Origin of the sequence: Thalassospira sp. MCCC 1A02491 (assembly GCF_001613785.1) — a bacterium.
Taxonomy (GTDB): Bacteria; Pseudomonadota; Alphaproteobacteria; order Rhodospirillales; family Thalassospiraceae; genus Thalassospira; species Thalassospira povalilytica.
In genome coordinates, this window is record NZ_LPVX01000029.1 from 192,133 (window position 1) to 216,503 (window position 24,371).

Annotated in this window: 21 protein-coding genes and 1 tRNA gene; 7 read left to right on the plus strand and 15 right to left on the minus strand. The window is 53.7% G+C overall.

Going from position 1 to position 24,371, the window contains the following annotated elements; genetic code table 11:
- Positions 1-31: 31 nt before the first annotated feature.
- Positions 32-1,030 (minus strand): tripartite tricarboxylate transporter substrate binding protein, encoded by a 999-nt coding sequence (locus AUQ42_RS10605; RefSeq protein ID WP_068519052.1) that lies wholly within the window; start codon positions 1,028-1,030, stop codon positions 32-34.
- Positions 1,031-1,351: 321 nt separating this feature from the next.
- A complete protein-coding gene (locus tag AUQ42_RS10610; protein WP_068519210.1) occupies positions 1,352-2,032 on the minus strand; it encodes an IclR family transcriptional regulator in 681 nt (226 codons plus the stop codon).
- 118 nt (positions 2,033-2,150) lie between these two features.
- On the opposite strand from AUQ42_RS10610, the gene AUQ42_RS10615 reads away from it, so the two are divergent.
- Together AUQ42_RS10615 and AUQ42_RS10620 are read left to right on the plus strand one after the other, a co-directional pair.
- Entirely contained in the window at positions 2,151-3,368 is a 1,218-nt protein-coding gene (locus tag AUQ42_RS10615; RefSeq protein WP_068519053.1) for a CaiB/BaiF CoA-transferase family protein, read from the plus strand.
- The gene (locus AUQ42_RS10620; protein ID WP_068519054.1) at positions 3,365-4,225 is read left to right on the plus strand and encodes a citryl-CoA lyase; all 861 of its coding nucleotides are present in this window, start codon (positions 3,365-3,367) and stop codon (positions 4,223-4,225) included. The genes AUQ42_RS10615 and AUQ42_RS10620 overlap by 4 nt, the downstream gene beginning before the upstream one ends.
- Before the next feature lie 28 nt (positions 4,226-4,253).
- On the opposite strand, the gene AUQ42_RS10625 is transcribed toward AUQ42_RS10620, so the two are convergent.
- On the minus strand, positions 4,254-5,378 hold the full coding sequence (locus AUQ42_RS10625; protein ID WP_068519055.1) for an ABC transporter substrate-binding protein: 1,125 nt from the start codon (positions 5,376-5,378) through the stop codon (positions 4,254-4,256).
- Positions 5,379-5,529: 151 nt separating this feature from the next.
- Here AUQ42_RS10625 and AUQ42_RS10630 point away from each other — a divergent pair, with 151 nt between their 5' ends.
- Complete coding sequence (locus AUQ42_RS10630) at positions 5,530-6,195, plus strand: response regulator transcription factor (protein WP_068519056.1); 666 nt, start codon at positions 5,530-5,532, stop codon at positions 6,193-6,195.
- Positions 6,192-7,592, plus strand: a complete 1,401-nt coding sequence (locus AUQ42_RS10635; RefSeq protein WP_068519057.1) for a sensor histidine kinase — start codon at positions 6,192-6,194, stop codon at positions 7,590-7,592. The genes AUQ42_RS10630 and AUQ42_RS10635 overlap by 4 nt, the downstream gene beginning before the upstream one ends.
- Before the next feature lie 229 nt (positions 7,593-7,821).
- On the opposite strand, the gene AUQ42_RS10640 is transcribed toward AUQ42_RS10635, so the two are convergent.
- The 9 genes from AUQ42_RS10640 to AUQ42_RS10680 all read right to left on the minus strand — a co-directional run bounded on the left by AUQ42_RS10640 (position 7,822) and on the right by AUQ42_RS10680 (position 17,151).
- Positions 7,822-8,595 carry an MBL fold metallo-hydrolase gene (locus AUQ42_RS10640; RefSeq protein ID WP_068519058.1) on the minus strand — a complete coding sequence of 258 codons (774 nt, stop codon included), beginning with the start codon at positions 8,593-8,595 and terminating at the stop codon, positions 7,822-7,824.
- A complete protein-coding gene (locus AUQ42_RS10645; protein WP_068519059.1) occupies positions 8,592-9,410 on the minus strand; it encodes a TatD family hydrolase in 819 nt (272 codons plus the stop codon). Before AUQ42_RS10645 ends, AUQ42_RS10640 begins: the two co-directional genes overlap by 4 nt.
- A complete protein-coding gene (gene metG / locus AUQ42_RS10650; protein WP_068519211.1) occupies positions 9,407-10,969 on the minus strand; it encodes a methionine--tRNA ligase in 1,563 nt (520 codons plus the stop codon). Before metG ends, AUQ42_RS10645 begins: the two co-directional genes overlap by 4 nt.
- 86 nt (positions 10,970-11,055) lie before the next feature.
- Positions 11,056-12,162 carry a DNA polymerase III subunit delta' gene (locus tag AUQ42_RS10655; protein WP_068519060.1) on the minus strand — a complete coding sequence of 369 codons (1,107 nt, stop codon included), beginning with the start codon at positions 12,160-12,162 and terminating at the stop codon, positions 11,056-11,058.
- A 6-nt stretch (positions 12,163-12,168) separates the two neighbouring features.
- The gene (gene tmk, locus AUQ42_RS10660; RefSeq protein ID WP_068519061.1) at positions 12,169-12,825 is read right to left on the minus strand and encodes a dTMP kinase; all 657 of its coding nucleotides are present in this window, start codon (positions 12,823-12,825) and stop codon (positions 12,169-12,171) included.
- Positions 12,822-13,916: a D-alanyl-D-alanine carboxypeptidase family protein gene (locus AUQ42_RS10665; protein WP_231856738.1), complete on the minus strand. Its 1,095-nt coding sequence runs from the start codon at positions 13,914-13,916 to the stop codon at positions 12,822-12,824. Before AUQ42_RS10665 ends, tmk begins: the two co-directional genes overlap by 4 nt.
- Positions 13,917-14,180: 264 nt before the next feature.
- Positions 14,181-15,227, minus strand: a complete 1,047-nt coding sequence (locus AUQ42_RS10670; RefSeq protein WP_068519063.1) for a septal ring lytic transglycosylase RlpA family protein — start codon at positions 15,225-15,227, stop codon at positions 14,181-14,183.
- Between the two features lie 73 nt (positions 15,228-15,300).
- Complete coding sequence (locus AUQ42_RS10675; protein WP_068519064.1) at positions 15,301-16,305, minus strand: lytic transglycosylase domain-containing protein; 1,005 nt, start codon at positions 16,303-16,305, stop codon at positions 15,301-15,303.
- A 21-nt stretch (positions 16,306-16,326) separates the two neighbouring features.
- Positions 16,327-17,151, minus strand: a complete 825-nt coding sequence (locus AUQ42_RS10680; RefSeq protein WP_156480873.1) for a YdcF family protein — start codon at positions 17,149-17,151, stop codon at positions 16,327-16,329.
- 162 nt (positions 17,152-17,313) lie between these two features.
- Between AUQ42_RS10680 and AUQ42_RS10685 the strand changes: the two genes are divergently transcribed.
- Positions 17,314-17,403 (plus strand) — tRNA-Ser (locus tag AUQ42_RS10685).
- A gap of 222 nt (positions 17,404-17,625) precedes the next feature.
- Here AUQ42_RS10685 and AUQ42_RS10690 read toward each other — a convergent pair.
- On the minus strand, positions 17,626-17,850 hold the full coding sequence (locus AUQ42_RS10690) for a hypothetical protein (protein WP_068519066.1): 225 nt from the start codon (positions 17,848-17,850) through the stop codon (positions 17,626-17,628).
- A 339-nt stretch (positions 17,851-18,189) separates the two neighbouring features.
- On the opposite strand from AUQ42_RS10690, the gene AUQ42_RS10695 reads away from it, so the two are divergent.
- Positions 18,190-18,528 (plus strand): zinc ribbon domain-containing protein YjdM, encoded by a 339-nt coding sequence (locus AUQ42_RS10695; RefSeq protein ID WP_068519067.1) that lies wholly within the window; start codon positions 18,190-18,192, stop codon positions 18,526-18,528.
- 84 nt (positions 18,529-18,612) lie between these two features.
- Here AUQ42_RS10695 and AUQ42_RS10700 read toward each other — a convergent pair whose 3' ends face one another.
- Together AUQ42_RS10700 and AUQ42_RS10705 are read right to left on the minus strand one after the other, a co-directional pair.
- A complete protein-coding gene (locus AUQ42_RS10700; protein ID WP_068519068.1) occupies positions 18,613-20,853 on the minus strand; it encodes a TRAP transporter fused permease subunit in 2,241 nt (746 codons plus the stop codon).
- A gap of 113 nt (positions 20,854-20,966) precedes the next feature.
- Positions 20,967-21,941 carry a TAXI family TRAP transporter solute-binding subunit gene (locus AUQ42_RS10705; protein ID WP_068519069.1) on the minus strand — a complete coding sequence of 325 codons (975 nt, stop codon included), beginning with the start codon at positions 21,939-21,941 and terminating at the stop codon, positions 20,967-20,969.
- A 297-nt stretch (positions 21,942-22,238) separates the two neighbouring features.
- Between AUQ42_RS10705 and AUQ42_RS10710 the strand changes: the two genes are divergently transcribed.
- Positions 22,239-24,185 (plus strand): methyl-accepting chemotaxis protein, encoded by a 1,947-nt coding sequence (locus tag AUQ42_RS10710; RefSeq protein ID WP_068519070.1) that lies wholly within the window; start codon positions 22,239-22,241, stop codon positions 24,183-24,185.
- Positions 24,186-24,371 lie beyond the last annotated feature (186 nt).

Genomic DNA, 24,371 nt, shown 5'->3' on the forward strand with positions numbered 1-24,371 from the left:
TCGGAGGTCTTTTTACTTGTGTTCTAGTGGCTTATTTCAGGAAGCCGAGTTCGCGCATCAGGTCGCCAACGACCTTTTCCTGGTTTTCCATGAAGGCGGAAAACTCAGCACGCGGCTTGTAGATTTTTTCCCAGCCATTGCGCTTGCGAACGGTTTCCCATTCCGGGGTTGCCTGAACGTCTTTCAGGACCGCTGCATAGGCATCCGCCTTTTCAGCCGAAAGTGCCGGGGAGCCGAAATAACCGCGCCAGTTGACGAATTCGGCATCAATGCCGAGTTCACCGAGCGATGCTACGTCCGGAGCCGCTTCAACGCGTTCTTTCGAGGTCACGGCAAGGATGCGGATCTGGCCAGCTTTGGCCAGTTCAAGCAATTCACCAAGACCGGTCGACAGAACTTCGGTTTCACCCGACAGAAGGCCTGCAATTGCTTTGCCGCCAGCATCGTAGGGGATGTATTTTACCTGTTTCGCATCGCCGCCAGCTTTCTGGACAGCATAGGCAGCAACAATGTGGTCCATACCGCCACGAACCGAACCGCCGCCGAACTTGACCGAGTTCGGATCCGCTTTGACAGCGTCAACTACATCGGTAAAGGACTGGAATTTGCTGTCTGCCGGAACTGCGAATGCAGCATATTCAGCAACAACAGCAGCAATCGGGGTCAGGTCACGGAAGGACTGCGGGAACACGCCGGTCAGCGAACGAACGATGATCGGGGTGGAGTTGACCATAAGGGTATTGTCAAGACGGTCAGCCGCTTCGATCATGTAGGCAATGGCTTTACCGCCGCCGCCGCCAGACATGTTTTCGTAGGATGCGGTGCCAACCAGACCGGATTTGGTCAGGGCTTCACCGGTACCACGTGCCGTACCGTCCCAGCCGCCGCCAGCGCCGCCCGGAATGACGAAGTGAATTTCATTGATTTCTGCGGCTTTGGCATCCATGGCGCCAAATGCAGCAGTCGAAACAGCAACAGCGGTTGCTGCGGCAATAAATCCGCGACGCGAGAACATCGTCAGCTTATTCATCAGGGTCTCCTCCAGACACTAAAGCATTTTCCCAGACCACCCGTTTGGCGGTCGACCGATCGAAAGGAACAAAACTTCGACAAGGAAGATGGTTGATGTCGCAATGCCGATACAGTTTCCCCATCAGCATACGACCGCTAAAAATGACCTCCCTTGCCGATATTCTTTTTGTTTGTTCCAGGCACGTTCAAGACGCACCCGGATCGGCAGTTGGAGGACGTTAGCAGTAGAACCTGTCATCAACCTGTCATTGCGGATAATTGCGTGAAAATTTTTCACATCATTTTTGCGGCAATGGAAAAGGTGGATGGAAATGCGCGGTCAGCCAGACAGTCGGTCACCACATTCTGTGGCATGGTCTTGCAATGTTTGCAGAATGTTATGGCGTTTTTCGCGTGTGAAGCGGCTGCTTGGGCCGGATAGTGCCAATGCACCCAAAAGATGCCCCTGACGGGCCAGAACGGGTACCGCGATCGCCGATATGTCCGGGTCACGTTCGCCTTCGCTTTCGGCAAACCTGTCATCAAGAACCTGGATGGCGCGATCATCGACACCATCGCCCCAGGCACGGATAACATGACCGGCCGCCCCGCGATCACAGGGCAAAAGAGCACCTTCTTCAAGATGGTGGCGCAAACTGCGCGACGAATTTTCACGAAACAGACAAAGTCGACTTGATCCTTCGGGCACATAGAAAGATGCCGTTTCCCCGCTTTCTTTGACCAGTGCCGACAGATGGGGGCGCACCACATCATCCATGCGATAAGAGCGCCGATAGATCGAACCCAGTCGCCACAAGGCCGGCCCCAACCGATAGCGACCACGTCCCGACAACATCAGAAACCCATGGGACTCCAGTGTACCCGCCAGTCGCGACAGGGTGCTTTTATACATTCCGGTGCGTTCAGCCAGTTCCTTAAGCGACAAGTCGCCGTCCTGATCGGTAAAGACATCGAGAATTTTAAGGGCGCGTTCAACGGCGGTAACGTTTTGGTCTGACATGGAAAATCGTCCTGTTCCAGGCGGGTGATCGGCAATGACGTGCTGTTTGGATTTCACGATGGTCCAAAATTCTATATAATAGAACATAATTCTACTAGACAGAATTTAAGGAAATTCCATGAACGGATCAAAATCGCTTTCCGGTATCACGGTGCTGGACCTTACCAATGTTCTGGCCGGGCCGTTTTGTTGTCATCAGCTTGCCCATCTTGGCGCGGACGTGATCAAGGTCGAAGCACCGGGGCGCGGGGATCTTGCGCGGCAGCTGGGCGCGGACATGGCCCTGAATGAAAAGCTTATGGGCGTCTCGTTCATGGCGCAAAATGCCGGAAAGAAGTCGATCACCCTTAATCTCAAGGATCCGCGCGGCAAAGAGATTCTTAAAAAGCTGGTCGAACGCGCCGATGTGCTGGTCGAGAATTTTCGCCCGGGTGTCATGGACCGTCTCGGGCTTGGGTATGACATCCTGTCACAGGTGAACCCGAAGCTTGTCTATTGCGCAATTTCCGGGTTCGGGCAAACCGGCCCGATGAAAAAGCTTCCGGCCTATGATCAGATTGTTCAGGGTCTTTCGGGGATCATGACGATTACCGGCGAGCAGGGTAAGGGTACCTATCGCGTTGGCTATCCGGTGGCGGATACGATTGGCGGCATGACGGCTGCTTTTGCGATCAGCTCGGCGCTGGCCGGACGTGCGCTTGGCAACAAGGACGGCAAGGGCTGCTTTATCGATATCTCGATGCTGGAATCTGTCATCGCGACCATGGGCTGGGTGGTTTCAAACTATCTGGTTGCAGGCAAGGAACCGACTGCCAATGGCAATGACAATTTCACATCGTCGCCATCGGGAACGTTCCGCACCGCAGACGGCCAAATCAATATTGCCGCAAACAAACAGGAACAGTTCGAGGCGCTATGCGGTGTGCTTGGGCTGGAAGAGCTGATTGGCGACGACCGCTTTACGTCGCGCAAGGAACGGCTTGAAAACAGGGAAACCTTGAGCGGTCTTCTTGAAAATGTGCTGAGGACGGATGCCACGGATCATTGGGTTGAACGTTTCAACGCGGTCGGTGTGCCGGCCGGTGCGGTTCTGACCGTTCCGCAGGTGCTAGCACTGCCACAAATTGCCGATCGGGGAATGTTGGCGTCCTTTGAAAATGTCCCGGGAGCCGGGCGCGATATCCGCATTCTCAAGACCGGGATCAAGATGGACGGGGATGCGCCGTCGGTTGATATGCCGCCCCCGGAACTTGGTCAGGACAATACCGATATTCTGACCGGGCTTGGTCTGTCAGCGGACGAAATTTCAACATTGGCCAATGAGGGCGTATTATGAGCGAGAAGACAGCAACCGAAATCGAACAGGAAGTTCGCGACTGGTGGCATACCGGTATCATCGATATGGAGCCCGGAAAAATCCATTATGGTGGCTATGCAATCGAAGAACTTATCGGAAATGTCAGTTTCCCGACGATGATCTGGCTGATGACGCTTGGCGAACTGCCGACAACTGGTCAGGCGCGATTACTCGAAGCAGCCCTGGTTTCCGCCGTTGATCATGGTCCACAGGCGCCAAGCATTGCCATTGCCCGGATGGCTGCGACATGCGGGGTCGGGCTTAACAATGCCATGGCAAGTGCCGTGAACGTTCTGGGCGATGTGCATGGCGGTGCGGGCGAGCAGGCCGTCAGCCTTTATCATGATATCGCAAACCGCATGGAGCGCGGTGTGGTGTTTGAGGAAGCGGTGTCTGACGGACTGGATCATCAGATTGCAGAACATGGCAAACATGTTCCGGGTTTCGGTCACCGGTTCCATCCGGTGGATCCGCGGGCGCCGCGGTTGCTTGAACTGGTCAAGATCGCCGCAGAGGACGGGTATGTTTCAGGCCGGTTTGGACGGATCGCCAGCGGTATCGAGGATGAATTGCTCAAACGCAAAGGCAAACGTATTCCGATGAATATCGATGGTGCCACAGCAGTGATCTATGCCGAACTCGGCTTTGCACCGGAATTGGCGCGCGGTTTGTTTTGCCTGTCCCGTTCTGTCGGTATCCTTGCCCATGCCTGGGAGCAGACCAGCCAGGGAGGCCGCAACAAGGGCCCGATCCCGCGTCGCATGATCTGGAGCTATACGGGGCCTGAACGCCGACCGGTTCCCGAAGGTGCAAAAACGGAATGCAACAAGGCCTGATGACGGAATGAATGCCGGGCAGGGTGCCTTAGCGACGGTTTAGCAAGGAATCCTGCCAACGGCGAATAAAGCGCTGGCGCTTGGCCTGATCAAGATAGACCAAAAGACCCGGACCGACGGGGAAGGAACGTACCCGTTCGCCGTAACGGTCAAAAATCAGCGACGAGAACGGGCTTTGCGGAACATCGGCGCGGACCGGGTTGAAATTGCCCTCGCTTTGCAGAACGCTTTGGCCCTTGATCGATAACATGAAGTCGAGGAAACGGGCACCAAGGTCGGGGTTCTGTGCGTCGCGCGGAATGATTGCAATCCGCGAATACACGACAATAAAGTCATCGGGCAGGATAACGCCAAGGTTCGGGTTGCGATGGCTGAATGTCTCTGCATAGGAGCCAAGAAGATTGTACCCGAGTACCACCTGACCATCGGCGATCTTTTCCAGCATTGGTGACGTGTTGGAATAAAGCTTCACCTTCGACTGGCCAAGTGTGCGCACGAAATCCCAGATACCTGGAAAGAAGCGTTCGTCGCGGGCCAGAAACAGAAAACCAACCCCGCTTCGTTCAATGTCATAGGTGGTAACCTTTTCACTGAACAGATCATCATGTTTGGTCAGAAGTTCGATGAAGGCATCGCGGGTTCTGGGCGGCTCAAGATTGTGTTCGCGAAAAAATGCCCGGTTATAGGCAATGACGGCGGGCTCCTGCGTTACAGCAAAGGCTTCGTTGCGCCAGCGCGCCCAATGTGGCAAGGCGCGCGTCTGGCTGCTTTGATGTGAAATGGCATAGCCGTCATTGGCCAGTTTCATCTGCAAGTCCATGGACGAACTGATGATCAGGTCGGCATTTGGTTCGTCATTGGCACGCTGTGCCAGCGTCATGTCATACATTTCAAGGGTTTGAAGCTGATGGTATTCGACACCGACATAGGGGTTTTCTTGCTGAAACGCTTCGATAACCGGGGAAAACGCGCCAATATCGGCAGAACCGTAAATAACCGCGGACGGGGTATCGGGGGATAAAAGTGACTGTTCCGGGTCGGAAATCTGGGATGTTCGCAACGGGGCAAAGGTAAAGACTTCCGCCAATGCAGAAGATGCTTGCATCGCAACCACGATGGCACATAAACGAATAATGGTACGGCCCAGGGTCATTTCGGATACTCTATGTCACGGTCGGCCAGAGACGACTGGCTGGATACGGGTAAAGCGTTTCAACATAAACGGCCATATCAAAGCCAATACCAAGAACGGCAAAGCATAACAACGCCGTAGAACGGTTTATCAGGGAAGAGTAACACAAACAATGAGAGTCCTTGTCGTCGAAGATCACGCCGCACTGGCTGACGGGATTGCACGGTCATTAAGGCAATCGGGTTATGCGGTTGATATCATTGCCGATGGCGAGGAAGCCGACGATATCCTGCGGACGCAGGAATACGGACTTGTGGTGCTTGATCTTAACCTTCCGAAGCTTGACGGGCTTGAAATCCTGCGGCGGTTGCGTCATCGGGGGGCTGAAAGTGCTGTTTTGATCCTGACAGCACGTGGCGATATCGAAGACCGGGTGAAGGGACTTGATCTTGGCGCGGACGATTATCTGGCCAAACCGTTTGAGCTTGTCGAGCTTGAAGCACGGGTGAGGGCGCTGATGCGCCGTCATGCGGGTACACACAACACCCAGATCAAATGCGGTCAACTGACCTTCGATACGGTTGCCCGCCGTGTCATGATTGACGGCAATGACGTCGATATTCCGCGCCGCGAGCTCAATATCCTTGAAATCTTGCTGTTGCGGGTTGGTCATGTTCTGAGCAAGGAACAGATTGCAGACCAGTTGGCCGGATTTGAAGACGATATCAGTGCAAATGCGGTCGAACTTTATATCAGCCGGTTGCGCAAGCGTGTCGAAACAGCCGACGTCAAAATCCAGACGGTTCGCGGGCTTGGATATTTGTTGAAAAAGACATGAAATGGCGTAACGGATCCCTTAGACGCAGGCTTGTCATCTGGTTGCTGATACCGCTTTTGGTGATCAGTTCATTGATGCTGCTTGAGGTGCGCAGCAACGCTGTAAGGTCGACAAACCAGGCATTTGACAGGGCACTTTTAAGTTCTGCATTGGCCATTGCAGATCGCGTGGTCATGATCGGCGGGAAGATCGAGGTTGATGTTCCCTATGTCGCGCTTGAGATGCTGACCAGTGCAGCCGAAGACCGGGTATTTTATCAGGTAAGTACCGGGCAGGGCGAATTCATCACCGGATACGAAGACTTGCCCCCAGTGCCGGACCGTTTGCTGCCGCTGCGCGAAGAACCGGTATTTTATGATGCGGTCTATAATGGCGAACCGGTGCGCATTGGCGCATTGTCGCGATATGTCGCAAGTGTTCGAAAAGCAACGCGTTTTCAGGTTCTTGTGGCGGAAACCATGGGTACCAGAACCAGTTTGAGCGAGGATATTCTGGCCAGTGCTGCTGCACGTCAGATTGTGTTGATCATGCTGGCCGCGATCATTGTCTGGTTCGGGATCGGTCAGGGTCTTAAACCGTTAACACGGCTTGAAGAAGCCTTGAACCGTCGCTCGCCAACCGATTTGCGACCCATCTTGCATGACGTTCCGACCGAAGTGCGGCATCTTGTCGGGGCGATCAATCAGCTGTTCGGACGCCTTGAAAACAGCCTCAAGACCATGCAGCGCTTTACAGCGGATGCAGCCCACCAATTGCGGACACCCTTGGCGGCACTGCGAACCCAGGCAGAACTTGGTCAGCGGGAAGATGATCCGGAAAAAATGCGCCAGATCATGGAAACCATCGCGTCTTCAACCCGTCAAACCTCACATCTGGCCAATCAGTTATTGGCGTCTGCGCGTGCAGCTCCCGAAGGCCTGGCCGGACGTCCGTTTGAAAAAATTGATCTCTGCGCCATCACACGCGCGGTAACCAGTGCAAAGGTCCCAGCAGCGATCGAAAACGGCATTGATCTTGGCTATGAAGGCGTGACAGAGCCGGTATTGATTATGGGTGACGCAACCCTGATTGAAGAACTTCTTAAAAACCTGGTGCATAACGCGCTGATCTATTGTCCGGATGGCAGTGCGGTGACGGTGCGTCTTGAGAATGATCGTAAACCGGGGTTCGTGCGGCTAAGCGTCGAGGACAATGGCCCGGGCATTCCGATTGAACATCACAAGGATGTTTTCAAACGGTTCTACCGGATGAGTGAATCCGGTCAGGAAGAGGGTTGCGGCCTTGGTCTGTCGATCGTCAAAGAAATTGCGGCACGTCACGACACGAAAGTGAAATTGACCCAGCCCGACCGCAACAGCGGGTGTGTGTTCAGCATTTCATTCAAACGCAGTTCATAGCAGCGGGTGCATCTGAATACAGACCGAAACTTAATGAATTACATGAGATAATTTAACACAGTGAACTGAATATATTATCTATTTGTCCATAAGCGGCATTCATACATATTTGTCATAATATATATTATAGAACTTAGCGATGCGGAGAATGTACGGTGTACGTCTCGTGGAATTCTTATTCCCCACCGACACTGAAATACACGTCTCACAGGCTTCTGAGCCACGATGATCAGTTTACCTCGATGACAAGCCCGTCATAAGCCGGTTCAACATGGTTCGGTGTGTCGGCCATCGCCTGCGCGTAATCGAACTGAATACCCATATGGGTCATGTAGACCTTTTTGGGTTTGAATTCTTCAACCCAGCCCAGCAGCTTTTCAAGGTGCGCATGCGTGTTGTGTGGTCGGTGGCGCAAACAATCGACGACCCACACATCAAGATCATAAAGATGCTGTTTGGATTGCTCGGGGAAATTCACGACATCCGTCGAATAGGCAAATTTCCCGATCTTGAAGCCAAGGGTTTCGCCATAGCCGTGATCCTGCGAGAAAACGGTTATCGGGACCCCTGCTGCGAGCAACGGCCCTGTGATGACGTGCGGTATCAGGACCGGTTTGAAATAGAACTCAACCCCGTCAGGCAACGGCGTAAAGACATAATTGAAGCGATGGTCGATATCAGAGATCGTCTCGGCCGAGGCATAGATATCTATCGGCCGGTTCATCGCCACATTGAGCCAGCGAACATCATCAATCCCGTGCACGTGATCGGCATGTGAATGCGTGAACAGGATCGCGTCAAGATGGTCAATGTTATGGCGGATCGCCTGTTCGCGGAAATCCGGGGTGACATCGACAAGGATCTTTTTCCCGGCTTCTTCGATCAGGATAGAACTGCGTAAACGGCGGTTTTTCGGATTGTTCGGGTCGCACTTTCCCCATCCAAGGCCAACGGATGGCACGCCATTTGATGATCCGCAGCCAAGGATGGTTATTTTGGTCACTGTGCCGCTTCTCCTGGCAGAAGAAGATTTTTGCGATCGGCCTTGGTGAAGAGTTTGAAGAAGTTGTCCGTAGTGATCCGGGTGATTTCTTCGAGGCTTACACCCTTGATTTCCGCGAGCTTTGTCGCTGTGTGGGCGACATAGCTTGGCTCGTTCGGTTTGCCGCGTTTGGGCACAGGTGCCAGATACGGTGCGTCTGTTTCCACAAGCAACCGGTCCAAGGGCACATCTTCAAGGGCCGCGCGGATTTCCTTGGCGGAATTAAAGGTAATAATGCCCGAGCAAGAGATATAAAACCCGATTTTCAAAGCCCGCTGCGCCAGTGTTGCCGAACTTGAAAAGCAATGGATCACCCCGGTAAAGGGCCCCTTTTCATATTCTTCTTCGAGAATATCCATCGTGTCATCATCCGCATCACGGGTGTGAACGATCAAAGGCAAACCGGTTTCACGGCATGCGGCAATGTGGGCGCGAAAGCTTTGTTGCTGGGCTTCGCGCGGTGCATTGTCGTAAAAATAGTCAAGGCCACTTTCACCGATGCCAATAATTTTGGGATCGGATGCCTTGGCCAGCAACGGTTCGGGGCTTGAAAGCCCCTCCTCGCCGGCTTCGTGCGGATGCACGCCAATCGTGCAATAGATATGATCGGATTTTTCGGCAATGGCGCGAACCTGATCAAAGGTCGTCAGTTTCACGCCGATGCTGACCATCATGCCAACGCCGGCATTTTTCGCCCGCGCGATGGTGCCCGAAAAATCTTCGGAAAACTGCGGATAATCCAGATGGCAGTGGCTGTCGACCAAGGCGACATTCATGCCTTCTCTCCTTCGTCTTCTTCTACATAGCGCGGGAATACGCCAGCCGGTTTCGGGATTTCCGTTCCCGGCACAAGGGCATGATCCGGGCCAAGATTCTCGAACCCGCGCTGATCATCGGCCAGCACCAGCAAATCGAGAATTTTCGATGCGGAATCCGGCATGATCGGCTGAACCAGAATGCCAACATGGCGAATGACTTCGGCCAGAACATAAAGAACCGTTTCCATCCGTGCCGGATCGGTCTTTTTCAGGCCCCAAGGCGCCATTTCATCGACATAACGGTTTGCATCGCCCACAAGGCTCCAGATTGCTTCAAGGCCCTTGTTAAATGCCTGTTCATCAAACAGCGGCCGAACGGTGTCCAGCATCCCGTGTGCTTTGCCGAGGATTTCATTATCCGCATCGGTGAGCGCGCCCGGTGTCGGGATCGCGGCGTTGCAGTTTTTGTGGATCATCGACAGAACGCGCTGGCACATATTGCCAAGATCGTTTGCCAATTCACTGTTCATGCGATTGACCATGGCACGATGGGCAAAGTCACCATCATTGCCGAACGGAACTTCGCGCATCAGGAAATAGCGGGTCTGATCCAGACCGTATTTTTCGGTAAGGTCATAGGGATCAATGACATTGCCGATCGATTTGGAAATCTTCTGGCCTTCGTTGGTCCACCAGCCATGGGCAAAGACGCGCTTGGGCGGTGTGATGCCGGCGGCAAGCAGGAAGGCCGGCCAGTAAACGGCATGGAAGCGCAGAATATCCTTGCCAACCATGTGAAGGTCAGCTGGCCAGTATTTTTCAAGTTTGGCCGGGTCTGCATCGGGATAACCGATCGCCGTCAGATAGTTGGTCAGCGCGTCAAGCCACACATACATGACATGGTCTTCGTCACCCGGAACAGGCACACCCCATTTGAAGCTGGTGCGCGATACCGAAAGGTCGTGCATGCCGCCTTTGACAAAGCTGATTACTTCGTTGCGGCGTGACTGCGGCGCGATGAAATCGGGGTTCTGTTCATAGAACTCAAGCAGACGATCACCCCATGCCGACAGCTTGAAGAAATAGCTGGGTTCAGACACCCATTCGACCGGGGCCCCGGTCGGTGCCAGTTTCTCGCCATCCTTGGTGATCAGTTCTTTTTCAGCATAAAACGCCTCGTCGCGAACCGAATACCAGCCATCATAGGAGCCAAGATAAATCTCGCCCTTTTCAAGCAACGTATTCCAAAGCGCCTGACAGGCCTTTTTGTGGCGTTCTTCGGTCGTCCGAATGAAATCATCATTCGAATAGTTCATATGCACGGCCAGATCGCGGAAGTTCTGCGATACCTGGTCGGTAAAGGTTTGCGGGTCAATACCCTTGGCCGCGGCCGACTTGTCGACTTTCTGACCATGTTCGTCCGTGCCCGTCAGGAACATTACGTCATACCCGTCCAGGCGCTTGAAGCGTGCCAGAACGTCACAGGCAAGCGTCGTATAGGCATGGCCAATATGGGGCTTGTCATTGACGTAATAGATCGGGGTCGTGATGTAATAGGGCTGTTTGTGCCCGGTCATGGTCGCAAATCCTTCGCGCAAGTCGTGAAACAAAACGGCCCGAAATGGGCCGTGATGGTCAAAATTTCGGTTACTGGGCAGTGATGTCAGGTTCGCATGGTTTCTTCAAGCATGAAGAAGGCATTCAGCAAGGCTTGCTTGCGATCAAGATGCAAACCGCGGGTCGCGCCCATCAATTCGTTGATCTTTTCCCATACCTCCAGCCATTGATCAAGCGGTTGCGCAGCGGCCATGCGTTGCATGGCTGGCAATTCGCCCTCGACCACTTCGCGTGGCGGCTGTCCGGTCGCGGCAAACCGGATCATTCGAGCCAGCCACCAATGCAGAAGTTCGGTCACGGTGGCAAAGGCCGCGTCCTTGTCTGCCGGGGAAAAGCGTTCGGCAAATTTGTGCTGGGCCGCAACATCGGCATTTGGCAAAGATGCGATCAGATTGACCATCTCGGTATATAGCTCAAGCCCGCCGACTTCATGCAGTTGAAGGGCACGCCCAATGCTGCCTTCGGCCAGACCCGACAGCGCATCACGATCGCCAAGATCCATTTCAGGACAATAGCGGCCCAAAAGATCAACAACCTGATGGTCCTCAAGCGCGCCAAGGTTCAATCGACGGCAACGTGAACGGATGGTTGGCAGCAAGCGGCCCGGATGATGGGCAATAAGGATCATCATCGCATTTGCCGGCGGTTCTTCGAGAACCTTCAGAATGGCGTTTGCTGCGTTACGGTTCAACTCGTCAGCCGCATCGACGATCACGATCCGCCAGCCACCCTCGGCCGAGGTTTTGGACATGAAATTGCCAACAGTACGCACATTGGCAACGGTAATTTCGCCCTGAAGCCGTTTTTTCTTATCGTCATACTGGCGCTCGATGACCTTAAGGTCACCATGTCCGCCACCCGCAATCCGTCGGGCGACCGGATCTTCGGGATCAACGTAAAGTCCATCTGGCTGATCACCAAACAGGCCTGCCCCGCCTGCCCCGCCACCAGACAGGATAAAACGCGCCATGCGATAGGCCAGTGTTGCCTTGCCGACGCCGCGCGGACCACACAACAGCCACGCGTGATGCATCCGTTTGCTGTTCCAGGCATCGAGAATTGTTTTCTCGGCCTCTTCGTGGCCAAGAAGCGCCTCATTACGGCGTGGTTCAAACGGATTGCTGTCTTCTTGAAGATCGTCGTTGCGGGCCATCCGGATTTATGCCCCCTGCCCGACAATACGGTTCTTGACCGTTTCAATGACACGTGCGGTTACGTCATCAATATCGCCCTGGGCATCAACAACGCAGCAACGTTCCGGTTCTGCGGCCGCGATTTCACGGAAACCGTCACGCAGACGCTGGTGAAATTCCAGTCCCATCCGTTCAAACCGGTCTTCGGCGGCGCTGACATTGGCAAAACGTGCACCAGCGCGTTCCAGTCCTATTTCGATCGGCAGATCAAAAATCAGGGTGATATCAGGTTTGAAACCATCGATGGCAAGTTGCCAAAGATTTCTGATGTATTCTGCCCCAAGTCCGTGGCCATATCCCTGATAGGCAACGGATGAGTCGGCAAAGCGGTCGCAAAGCACAACCTTGCCTTCGGCAAGGGCCGGACGGATCGTGCGTTCGACATGGTCCCGGCGCGATGCAAACATCAAAAGTGCTTCGGTGACCGCATCCCAGCGCCCCGGATCGCCCGTCAGCAGAAGCGTGCGGATTTCCTCTGCGCCGGGCGAGCCGCCAGGTTCGCGGGTGACAACGACGTCACGCCCCTGATTGCGGAACCATTTCTCAAGGCATCTGATCTGTGTCGATTTTCCGCTGCCTTCCCCGCCTTCAAAGCTGATGAACAAGCCGGGCTTCACACTCACCCGTTTGCCCCCCAAAGAAGATATTTGATGGCGGCACCGATACGGCCGACAAATCCGAGGCGGCCGACATCATGGGCCGCATAAAGCGGGAATTCTTTGGCTTCCTGATCAGGAACTTCAACCTTCAGGGTCGCGATCTGATCGCCTTTGGCAATCGGGGCCGGAATCGGACCGTCATAGACGACAGACACTTTCATATCGCGGCTGGCGCTGCGCGGGAGTGTCAGGAGAATGTCCTGATCTGCGACCAGATCAACCTTTGTTTCGGCGCCAAGCCAGACATTGGCGGAACTGACCGTTTCATCCTTGGAAAACAGGTCGTAATTGTCGAATTCGCGGAAACCCCAATCGAGAAGTTTCTGTGATTCCGTACGGCGTTCCCGGACCGAGTTCAGGCCATTGACAACAATGATCAAGCGACGGCCATCACGTTCGGCCGATGCGGTAAGGCCATAACCGGCAGACTCCGTATGCCCGGTTTTAAGGCCGTCGACACCTGCGCTGGTCCCCAAAAGCGGGTTGCGGTTGGGTTGACGGATGCCGTTATAGGTGAATTCCTTGACGGAATAGAGTTCATAAAGATCAGGGAAATTGCGAATGGTATCGCGGGCCAGGATCGCAAGATCATGTACAGTGACAAGATGCCCTTCGGCAGGCCAACCGGTGGCATTCTTGAACACCGATTTGGTCATGCCGATATTGCGCGCTTCTTGGGTCATTTCCTCGGCAAAGGCTTCTTCGGTGCCGGCCAGGCCTTCGGCTACCACAATCGCGGCATCATTGCCGGACTGAACAATAATTCCGTGCAGAAGGTCGAAAACTGAAACGTCGGAATTGACCTCGACGAACATTTTGGATCCGCCCTTGCGCCATGCCTTTTCACTGACATGGAAGGTGTCATCCATCGATACGCTGCCGTCCTTGATATGCTTGAACAGCATATGGACAGTCATCATCTTGGTCATGGATGCCGGTTCGGTCAGCGTGTCCCCTTCCTTGTTCAGAAGGACAGCACCGGTGTCGAAATCCATAATGTAGGCTTCACGCGCGCTGGTCTCGATTGCCTGTGCGCTGGTCATCGACATTGCCATGACGGACCCCAATATTGCGGCCCCGGCCACTACCCGGTTCAGACTGTTTTTGAACGGAATTGGCGGCATCAAAGTCATAGCGTCCTAACCCTGTATAATAAAATCTGTTCCCGCCGGTCTTTCGGCGTGTTCATTCTGTTGCTTATGTCGCAAATCCGGCAAAATTGTGCAACAGCAAGCCGGTATGCTCATAAAACAAAAGACTTCATGAGAAAACCGTGCGCATGACAGCAATCAAAGCGGTAGCACAGCGGATTTCTGCAATCAACATCCCGACTTGGCAGCCCCACCGTCAGCGCATTCAACGACCACTTTGGCGCCGTTCTGGCCGGTTGCAATCACCCGTTCGAGTAAAATGTCAGCTTCGGGCACCGTGTTTAACGGTCCAAGACGTACCCGGTAAAAGGTCGTGCCTTTGACTTCAATCGGTTCAATCTTGCTTGGTGCAAGATCATAAAGACGGTTCCGAAGGTTCAAGGCATTGTCATAAACTGAAAATGCACCGGCCTGAACGTAGATTGACGAATTGGCAACAGGCGCAACATTGACAACTGCGGCCTCTTCAACCGTTCCTTCCAGCGGGGATGACGATATGCTTGGTTCGGACGATGGCGGCGTCAGTTTGATTCGGGACGTTGTAGGCTGTCCGCTGTCGGTAATCGGACCATCATCAAGACGTACGGTTTCGACAACATCACGCGGTGCGGCCGATACGGTGTTCTGTTCGGCAACGGTGACCGCCGGTGCTGCTTTGCCCTGCGCAATTGCGGCGATCTGCCGGCTTTCGCTTTCGATCACTTCAACCATCACCTTGGCCGTGCCCTTTTTCTCGAAACCGAGTAACTGGGCCGCGCGGCGCGACATATCAATGATGCGGCCATGTGCAAACGGCCCGCGGTCGTTGATGCGAACCTTAAGCGATTTACCGTTTTCAAGGTTGGTTACACGAACAATGCTTGGCAGTGGCAAGGTGCGGTGGGCCGCCGATATTTCGTACTGATCAAACACTTCGCCGTTTGCCGTGCGTTTGCCGTGGAATTTGGGGCCGTACCAGGATGCGATACCGGTTTCGCTATATTCGTAATCAACGGCGGGGTAATACCACTGACCGGCAATTTCATAGGGATTGCCGATCTTGTAGCTTCCGACCTGAACCGGTTGTGTTTGTCCGCCACCCAGACGTTTGACACCGTGAACGGCCAACTGGGTTTCGGCACAACCTGCCAGTAACATACCAAGTGCAACCACGGACAGTCCGAGGCGGCTTTTTGTCCGCAGGCGTGCGAATGCACTTTCTCTTGGTGATGGCATCAAGGTGTCCCCGCTTAAAGATGCTCTGTATCTGTCGGTGACGGGACTTGCCCGTCACCTGGACATTCAATGGTTACTGCCCCGCAATCGCGTCTGCCAACGTACCGACAGCAATCGCGAAATAGGTCGAACGGTTCCAATGCATGATGGTGTGGAAATTGTTATAAACCATATATGCCGGACCTTCACCGTCATTTACGGTAACAATTGATGCATCCATGTCGGCCTTTGGCAGATCCGCACCATTAGGCATGCGTACACCGGCTTTCTGCCATTCGGCGATTGGTTTGCGAATGTCGCGGCCAACCAGTGACTTGTCGAAATCTTTCGGGATGCTGACCTTGCGGCCCCAACGCTCATCACCTTTCCAGCCAACGGTCGAAAGATAGTTTGCAGCCGACGCAAAGACATCTTCCTTTGCGCCCCACAAATCAATCTTGCCATCGCCATTTCCATCACGTGCATAGTTCAGGAATGTGGAAGGCATGAATTGCGCCTGCCCCATTGCACCGGCCCACGACCCTGACATGTTTTCAGGTGCGATATGCCCGGCATCAATAATGGTCAGGGCATTCATCAATTCCTTGCGGAAATATTCCGCCCGACGGCCTTCAAAGGCAAGGGTTGCAAGTGAATCAACCACGGAATATCCGCCAGTATGGCGGCCAAATCCGGTCTCAATTCCCCAAAAAGCCGTAAGATACTGTCCCGGAACACCATATTTCTTTGCCGCGGCATCAATCACGGCGCGGTTTTCGGCGTATTTCCGGCGTCCTTCATCAATACGGGACTGCGGCACCACGCGCTGGATATATTGTTCAAACGTCAGTTTGAATTCTGGCTGGCTGCGATCATATTCGATGACTTTGGGGATCGGCTTGGTATTGGCAAAGGCGACATCGAGTGTCGGCTGTGAAATGCCTTTGGCTGCTGCTTCTTTTTTGAAGTCAACAAGCCATTCATCAAACCCCTCTGTGGTAAATTCTGGAAGTTTTTCATCGGTCTGTGCGAAGGCAGGTGAATGCGCAGCCAAAACAGTCAACACCGAGGCGGCAGTCAGCAATTTCCAGAATTTCATCAAAAGGCCTCATCCAGGATTTTAGTTGTCAGGGGCGACCGGCACCGGGCCGGGAAACCACTCATTCGTTCGCCCGGTCAGGTAATAAGCGGTCAAACCTACCCATTCACGCAAACCACGGCTTAGAGATTTGATACCGCCTGAGACGTTAAGACTTGCTAAATGGATGTCGTCTGAGGTCAATCTGCCGACCGGATAGGGAATAACAGTCCATCCAACCTGTCGAAAAACACCAACCGCGCGCGGCATATGATCGGCCGAAGTGATTAAAAGCCAAGGTTTTTGTGCCAGTTCCGGCCAGTTGCCATACACAACCTTGTGGGAGTTTAGCGCATTCTCATATGTGTTGCGTGCTTCGGTCTCGAAATGCATGTTTGGCGTCAGAAGCTTCGAATCGTAAAGCCAGTCGCGAAGAACATTGGCCTCGCTGAAACCCCGATCGTTCAAAACACCATCGCCCCCGGTGAATATTACGGGTTTATCGGGGTATTTGTTTGCAACGCGCAGCATCGTAAAGACCCGGTCCGGGGCACTGAGAAACTGCACGTCGCCACGCTGAAGGAAGCCGTTTGCATCGATACTGCCTGACAGTGTGATGACGCCTGCAAATTCGGTTTTGTCCAGATCAGGCTTTTCGAACCGCGTTTCGAGTGTCCGGGACAGAAACGCACCGAGCGGAAATACTGTAATCAACAGTGATAAAACGGTCACGACAACCAGGCCGGCAAGAGCAAAGCGCCGCGTTCGGCGCAGGAAAATCAATGCGGTCAGCGCCAACAAGACAACCCCATGGACCAGCCCGATATTGACGATATAGCCCACTGTTTTAGACAGAAAATAGAACACGTGAATTCAATCCGACTGGTTGTTCGCTCTGTGGTTGCTGGTACCTTACTGAAAACAAATTATTTCGTCAGCATTCGATGCAATATCGGATTGACCTATTGACAGGGCAGCGCACCCAATTTATTGAAAGCGCCCAGAGCGAGATGCTCCAACCATTTTTGCGGAGAGGTGGCAGAGTGGTTGAATGCAACGGTCTTGAAAACCGTCGTGCCTTTACGGGTACCGTGGGTTCGAATCCCACCCTCTCCGCCATTTCCCAAGTCGTTGATTACGTTGTAAATTGCCGCTGATTATTGCGAATTGTGAACCAAAACTGGTTTCCGATTTAGCATTCAGCTTGGCTTGTGCATGTCTTCCTCGCGCGGTCGCGGACATTGTTTTATCCGCCCGGTATCCGTTTGCTTTCTGGGCCATTTACCATGATGACGGCATGGCAGGCATCCCATACGGGGTGATGCATTTCGGTTGTCGTGATCAGTAACTTAATTCCAGGCCGAGCATGCGGCTCAGCAATATGGCGACAAGTCCGACTGCGATCAATGCAACCAGGAAAATAGCGACCATCTTGGCCCCAGAGCGTATCAGGGCGCGGGTCTCGCCCTTTTCTCCCTGGTCGTAATGCCATTTGATGGAAAAGAACATGGCGGTGCATAACGCGACAATCTTGAACGTGCCGAAGATTATTGGGACCCAATCCATTTTATTCACTCATATCTGCATCAGCTGTGTGCGTTATGGCCGTGTTTTCGCCAAACGCACACTTCCTATTCTGCAACGCAGACATGTATCAGCGGGTGGGAATTGCACCAGCCCATAAGGCGGGTACATTGCGGATACGGACGCCTGCGACTGCCGCGGCAACTTATATCCAAATACGCGCCGGTAAATGACAATTGTCGATTTCGCCAGGATTTCGGGGTTTGAAGCCATGGAATGCGGACTGCACGGATATTGTTTATCTTGACGCGGTCGTCACTGTTCTGCGAACTGTAGCCTCCTTTCGCAAGATTTTGAAACCGTCGTAATGAAAGTCCGCCAATGAGCGCGTTACCGCCCTGCCCCAAATGCCAATCGCCCTATGCCTATGAGGATGGCGAGCTCCTGATTTGTCCGGAATGTGCACATGAATGGTCTGCATCAGCCGATGCTTCATCCGAGACAACTGTCAGGGATGCCAACGGAACGCCGCTTTCTGATGGTGATACGGTAAGTGTTATCAAGGATCTGAAAGTCAAAGGGTCTTCGGCCGTTGTCAAGGTCGGCACCAAAGTCAAAGGCATTCGCCTAGTCGACGGTGATCACGATATTGATTGCAAAATCCCCGGGATTGGTCAGATGGGACTGAAATCCGAGTTTGTGAAAAAAGTATCGGACTGATTTCCCAAGGCCTGTATTTCAGACAAGAAAAAGCGCACCGTTTCCGGTGCGCTTTTGTCGTTTAAATTTGGTATTGGGCGGTGCTTAGTCCGCACTACCGGTACGGAAAGTCGCACCGGCTTTTGGTTTGATCACACGCTGAACAAACCAGATCACCGCAGCCATTCCGACACCGATAAGATCGGTGACAAGACCGCCGGAAATCATGAACAACGCTGCAATGATCAGGGCAATACGCAAGAACCAGACCGCGTTGCGGCCAAGGAACCAGCCCTGAACACCTGCCGACAGCAGGAACACGCCGACAACGGCCGTAACCAGCGCCTGCCCGATCTGAAGGTATGTGCCCTCCATCAGGATCGCAGCGTTATAGAAGAACATGAACGGCACGATAAAGGCCGCAATGCCGATCTTGAATGACGCAACCGATGTTTCCATCGGATTGGCACCCGAAATCCCGGCCGCGGCATAAGATGCCAACGCAACTGGCGGCGTGATTGCCGAAACCACAGCAAAGTAGAACACGAAGAAATGAGCGGTAAGTGGTTCAATTCCAAGCTCAATCAGGCCCGGTGCAACAACGGATGCCGCCACGGCATAGGCAGCAGTTGTTGGCATGCCCATGCCAAGAAGAATGGCAATCAGCATGGCAAATACCAGTGCCAGAAGCTGGGATGCTTCTGCCAGACCAAGCAACAGGTTCGAGAACCGCGCGCCAACACCGGTCAAGGCGATAACACCAACAATGATCCCGGCACAGGCACAAACAGCAATGATCTGAATTGACATGCCACCGGCCAGCTCAAAGGCCTTGGCAACGGCGCGAACACCGACCCGGTTTGGTGTCAGCCAACTGACCACGACGGCCGCAACCGTCGCCAGCGTGCCGGCACGGATAACCGAATATCCAAGGAACAGTGCAATGATCAATATGATGATCGGCAGGAACAGGTAAACCTGTTTGACCATCGTGTTGAAGCGCGGCAGTTCTTCTTCCTTCATACCGCGCATGCCGAGTTTTGCGGCTTCGAAATCGACCATGAAATAGATCGATACAAAATAAAGGATGGCAGGAATAACCGCGGCAATCGCAATGTCGGTATAAGGAATGCCGGTAATCTCGGCCATGATGAAGGCGCCCGCCCCCATGATGGGTGGCATGATCTGGCCACCAGTCGATGCTGCGGCCTCAATCGCACCGGCGGTTTTCTTGTGATAGCCGACCTTTTTCATCAACGGGATGGTCAAGGAACCGGTCGCCACAACGTTACCGGCCGATGTGCCATTGATCATGCCCATCAAACCGGATGCAAAAATCGCGACCTTGGCCGGACCGCCCCGCGCCCTTCCGGCGACCGAAAAGGCAAAGTTAACAAAATAGTCGCCAACTTTGGATGCCTGAAGAAAGGCTGCGAAGATGATGAACAGGATGATGTAGGTCGATGAAACGGCCGTCGTCGGTCCGAGAATACCGGCATCGGTATAGACCTGGCTAAAGAAGCGCTGCCAGGTGATGGCCGGTGATTGCAGGAAGCCCGGCAGGAATTCACCGACAAAGACGTACACGAGGAAAATCGTTGCGATGATCACAAGCGCAAGCCCGGCGACACGACGGGTCAATTCCATAATCAGCAATGTTCCGGAAATCGCAGCAATCGAAATTCCGATTGGCGCAAACGGCGTTCCGGTCGAGTTGCGCATCAAGGTGCCATAAATCGTAATCAGATAGATGGCGACTGCAAGCCCGCATACCGTAAGGACAAAGTCTGGCGGCGAATAACGGTTTCTGGTGGTTTTGTGGAACCAGGACAAAACGATACCGCCGACTGTCGCAGCCATAAGCGGCGCGCCAAAGACCCACGTTTCATTGAACTTGATGCGCGCATCAATGCCGTTCCACATCACCCCATTGTTGATTTCAAAGGCGAAACTGATTGCGGTTCCCACGGCAACAAAGGCCGGAACCAGCAGAATGTAGGACAGATAACCCAAAAGCGGCGTCTGGCCGGTCGGGGAATCCGCAAATTTGTTGGCCGAATACCAAAGGAAACCAAGTGCCAGCGCACCGGCAACGTGAACAATTCGGAAGTTCCAGGTTTCGAGCGGAAAATCAGGCAGAAACGCAAGGTTAACCAAACCACCGGTCATGCCCGACAGCGACACGCCATTAAGTGCCAGCATGTGAAACGCGGCATAAATCGCAGCAGCAATCGTAATGAAAGTAAGGCCGCGCCCTTCAAAAAGGCGTCGGTTTTGTTCAACCGGTTCCTCGTCAACGCCATCGGCGATGAGATGGTCGTCATCAGGTTTATTGGGTTCGGTCATAAGGTTTCCCCGCACTCTTTGGTCATTTGTTTTTGGCAAGCTTCTTTACGGCGATTGAGCAAAGGCGGGTCACCATTGCGATGACCCGCCTTGCGATATCAGATCGGGCTGACTTAGTGGATCATGTCAGCCGGGATGGATGCGCCATGTTCATTGAACCATTTGGCTGCACCCGGGTGCCATTTCATGACTTTGTTCTTGTTCCAGTTTTCCGGAACCGTCGAACGGGCCGCACGGTGGATCGAAACCATGCGGGCATTGTCCGACATCACAACGTCGGTTGCGGCATAAACGAAGCTTTCAGGAAGATCGCAGTTGGCAATCGCAAAGTTCCACATCGAAACCGAACGTGCCGGTGCGGTCAAAGTGGTGTAGGTATCAGCTGCGATGTCGAACTCGGATACCGGGAAGGCATCCATGATCTGTTTCTGTTCTGCTTCGGTGAACTCGATGATGTTCACTTTGGTCTGGACTTCCAGCTGGCTGACAGCCGGAACCGGGACGCCGGCGGCGAATGCGATAACGTCAAGCAGGCCATCCTGAAGCTGACCACCAAGATCAGACCAGCCGCCGTTACGGCGTTCGAATTTCACGCCGAGTTCTTCAAGCATCCGCGGGAAATAGGTATCGGATGTCGAACCGGCCGGGCCGAAACCGATTTTCGCACCTTCCGGAATGTCGGCAACCGATGCGATGCCCGACGATGCCAATGCGGTGATCGAGAACGGCGTCTGATACATCGGGAACATTGCGCAAGCGTTGGTCATCTGGACGCCCGGTGCAATCGGGTTGGTCCCGGCCAGCGATTCTGCAGCCGGTCCCATCGTGGTCATGCCAAATGCGGCTTCACCAGTATGGACCAGTGCCATGTTCTGCATCGGACCACCGGTGACTTCACCACCACCGGAAATGCCGAGTTCTTCAGCGACAAGGTTTGCCCAGCCCGAACCATAGGCAAAGTATGTGCCGCCCTGAGAAGCGGTGCCCACGGTGAAGCTATCAGGCCAACCGGTGCGATCCTGCGCGAAAGCAGCTGTGCTCCCAAACGCAAACGCGACCGCCATCCCTGCAATTAATGCGCGTTTCATCTATTTCCTCCGTTTATCGGTACTTATGTGACGTTGCCCCCAAGACAGTTCCACATATGGGGAAACCAAAGGTTGAAGGCAATGTGATCTATAATCAATAACTAAAACAAGGCACTTGGAAAGTGATGTTGGTCTCAGAACTTATGCGACTTTCGTTGAATGGTTCTATTGCGTGCATTTGACGCCACTAAAACACGTTATTCTGATTTAAATTTAAAGACCGCGATACAAACGCTTGTAATGACATGAAGACGTTACAACGTCTCTAGAAACCATGGTGTCTCGGAGGGCGGCGCAGTGTCATTGAATATCGGCAGTAGAATCTTGCTTGCAGCGGCGATGATCGTCGTTGCGACGTTTGTTGCCTTTATCCTGTATTTTGATTACCAGCAGCGAACGTCGATCCAGAGCGCGTTGCAGTCAAAATTGACCGAAAGCGGATCGCTTGCGACGGCGGGGATTGCCAACTGGCTTGATGGCCGTCGTCTTCTGGTCGAAAGCCTTGCCAACAACATCGCTCGGGACAGCTCGCCTGAAGCCGTACGTGAAGTCGCCAGCGGCCAGGCGCTTGCTGAGTCGTTTATTTATGCCTATTTCGGCAGCGCCGATGGCGTGATGACGATGAACCCGCCAGACGAGCTGCCGCCCGATTACGATCCGCGCAAACGCCCATGGTATGGTGATGCGGTGGCAATCGGTGACAGTACCCTTACCGAACCCTACACCGATGCCTCAACCGGGCAGCTTATTGTTACGGCAACAACCCCGGTATTTGACGGTTCGAAACTGCTTGGCGTGGTGGGTGGTGATATTAACATCTCCATTCTTGGCGATCTGGTTCGCAGTATCGATCTGGGCGGGATCGGATACGGGTTCCTTGTCAATGATCAGGGCACCGTCCTGATCCACCCCAATGCAGATTTCACGCTTAAACCGATTGCCGAAGTTTTCCCTGAAAACACCCCGACCGTCGAAGAAGGCATGCAAAGCGTTCTTGAAGGAAGTGGTCCGCAATTGTTTACCTTCTTCAAGGTCGACGGGTTGCCTTCTGTGAACTGGTATCTTGGCTTTGCCCTTGATCGGGATGCGGCATATGCATCGCTGACCGAGTTTCGCTATACCGCCATCATCACGGCGATCATTGCCGTACTGGCGATCATGGGGCTGATGGGTGTTCTGGTACGCACCTGGGTTTCGCGTCCGGTGCTAAGCATGACATCCGCCATGACCCGCCTGGCCAAGGGGGAAAAGGATGTCGATGTCCCCGGAACGGAGCTGAAAGATGAAATCGGGGCGATGGCAGCAGCAGTCCTTGTGTTCAAGAACAATGCGGCCGAGGTCGAACGCCTCGCACATGAAAATGAACAGGCCACACAGCGGGCTGCACTGGAACGCAAACGTGCACTTGATCAGATGGCCGACAATTTCGAAAAAAGTGTGCTTTCGATCGTTGAAACGGTTGCCGATGCGGCTGAACGAACCCAGTCGGTTGCGACCCAGCTTTCAGCCAATGCCGAAGAATCCACCAGCCGTGCTGCCGCGGTTTCAAATGCAGCAAATATCACGACCGAAAACGTTCAGGCTGTTGCCTCTGCCACGGAGGAACTGTCAGCAGCCATTCGTGAAATCGGCGCGCAGGTAACCCAATCGATTGATGTTGCAACCGAAGCTGTGAATGGCATCAACAACACCACGGCGACCGTAACAGAACTGGCAGAGGCCGCCGAACGCATCGGTCAGGTCGTCGGGCTTATTCAGGACATTGCCGGACAAACCAACCTCCTTGCTCTAAACGCAACGATCGAAGCCGCACGTGCTGGTGACGCGGGCAAAGGCTTTGCCGTGGTCGCCGGCGAGGTCAAGTCACTGGCCAATCAGACAGACAAGGCAACGGGCGACATTCAAACCCAGATTGACGGCATTCAGGGATCGTCTAACCGCTCGGTGACAGAAATCGGGTCAATTTCCACGACGATTGAAAGGATCAACGAGTTCTGCAATGCCATTGCAGCCGCTGTCGAGCAACAAGGTGCCGCCACCCGTGAAATCGCCGACAGTGTCCAGCGGGCGGCATCGGGTACACAGGAAGTTTCGCAAAACGTTTCAGCGGTATCGGATGCGTCCAATATGGTCAGCACAGAGGCCAACTCCCTTCTGACATCATCGCGCGAGATGCGTGAGCTGGCCCAGCGGCTTCGCGAGGAAGTCCTTGGTTTCCTGAAATCTGTTCGGGAAAACAAATAGGATCCGGACAGAAGTCCCCTGCCCGCGCATCAAATTGACGCCATCGTTCCTGATCCCGAACGATGGCGTTTTTTGTGTGATCCGGTTGCCGTTCCTTGGGATTTTGTCGGGATATATCCCAAGAGTCTGGTGCAGGTGCACAAATGGCAAAATCGGACGTGGTGTTTTGTTGCGTAAAATGCGGGT

Bases quoted from the DNA above. Each gene is read 5' to 3' on its own strand.
- AUQ42_RS10625 (WP_068519055.1), bottom strand. From the start codon at position 5,378: ATGACCCTGGGCCGTACCATTATTCGTTTATGTGCCATCGTGGTTGCG.
- AUQ42_RS10645 (WP_068519059.1), bottom strand. From the start codon at position 9,410: ATGAATGTCGCCTTGGTCGACAGCCACTGCCATCTGGATTATCCGCAG.
- AUQ42_RS10670 (WP_068519063.1), bottom strand. From the start codon at position 15,227: ATGCCATCACCAAGAGAAAGTGCATTCGCACGCCTGCGGACAAAAAGC.
- AUQ42_RS10655 (WP_068519060.1), bottom strand. From the start codon at position 12,162: ATGGCCCGCAACGACGATCTTCAAGAAGACAGCAATCCGTTTGAACCA.
- AUQ42_RS10705 (WP_068519069.1), bottom strand. From the start codon at position 21,941: ATGAAACGCGCATTAATTGCAGGGATGGCGGTCGCGTTTGCGTTTGGG.
- AUQ42_RS10675 (WP_068519064.1), bottom strand. From the start codon at position 16,305: ATGAAATTCTGGAAATTGCTGACTGCCGCCTCGGTGTTGACTGTTTTG.
- AUQ42_RS10620 (WP_068519054.1), top strand. From the start codon at position 3,365: ATGAGCGAGAAGACAGCAACCGAAATCGAACAGGAAGTTCGCGACTGG.
- AUQ42_RS10615 (WP_068519053.1), top strand. From the start codon at position 2,151: ATGAACGGATCAAAATCGCTTTCCGGTATCACGGTGCTGGACCTTACC.
- AUQ42_RS10630 (WP_068519056.1), top strand. From the start codon at position 5,530: ATGAGAGTCCTTGTCGTCGAAGATCACGCCGCACTGGCTGACGGGATT.
- AUQ42_RS10690 (WP_068519066.1), bottom strand. From the start codon at position 17,850: ATGGATTGGGTCCCAATAATCTTCGGCACGTTCAAGATTGTCGCGTTA.
- AUQ42_RS10605 (WP_068519052.1), bottom strand. From the start codon at position 1,030: ATGAATAAGCTGACGATGTTCTCGCGTCGCGGATTTATTGCCGCAGCA.
- AUQ42_RS10635 (WP_068519057.1), top strand. From the start codon at position 6,192: ATGAAATGGCGTAACGGATCCCTTAGACGCAGGCTTGTCATCTGGTTG.
- AUQ42_RS10610 (WP_068519210.1), bottom strand. From the start codon at position 2,032: ATGTCAGACCAAAACGTTACCGCCGTTGAACGCGCCCTTAAAATTCTC.
- AUQ42_RS10665 (WP_231856738.1), bottom strand. From the start codon at position 13,916: ATGGCAATGTCGATGACCAGCGCACAGGCAATCGAGACCAGCGCGCGT.
- AUQ42_RS10700 (WP_068519068.1), bottom strand. From the start codon at position 20,853: ATGACCGAACCCAATAAACCTGATGACGACCATCTCATCGCCGATGGC.
- metG (WP_068519211.1), bottom strand. From the start codon at position 10,969: ATGACCGGGCACAAACAGCCCTATTACATCACGACCCCGATCTATTAC.
- AUQ42_RS10695 (WP_068519067.1), top strand. From the start codon at position 18,190: ATGAGCGCGTTACCGCCCTGCCCCAAATGCCAATCGCCCTATGCCTAT.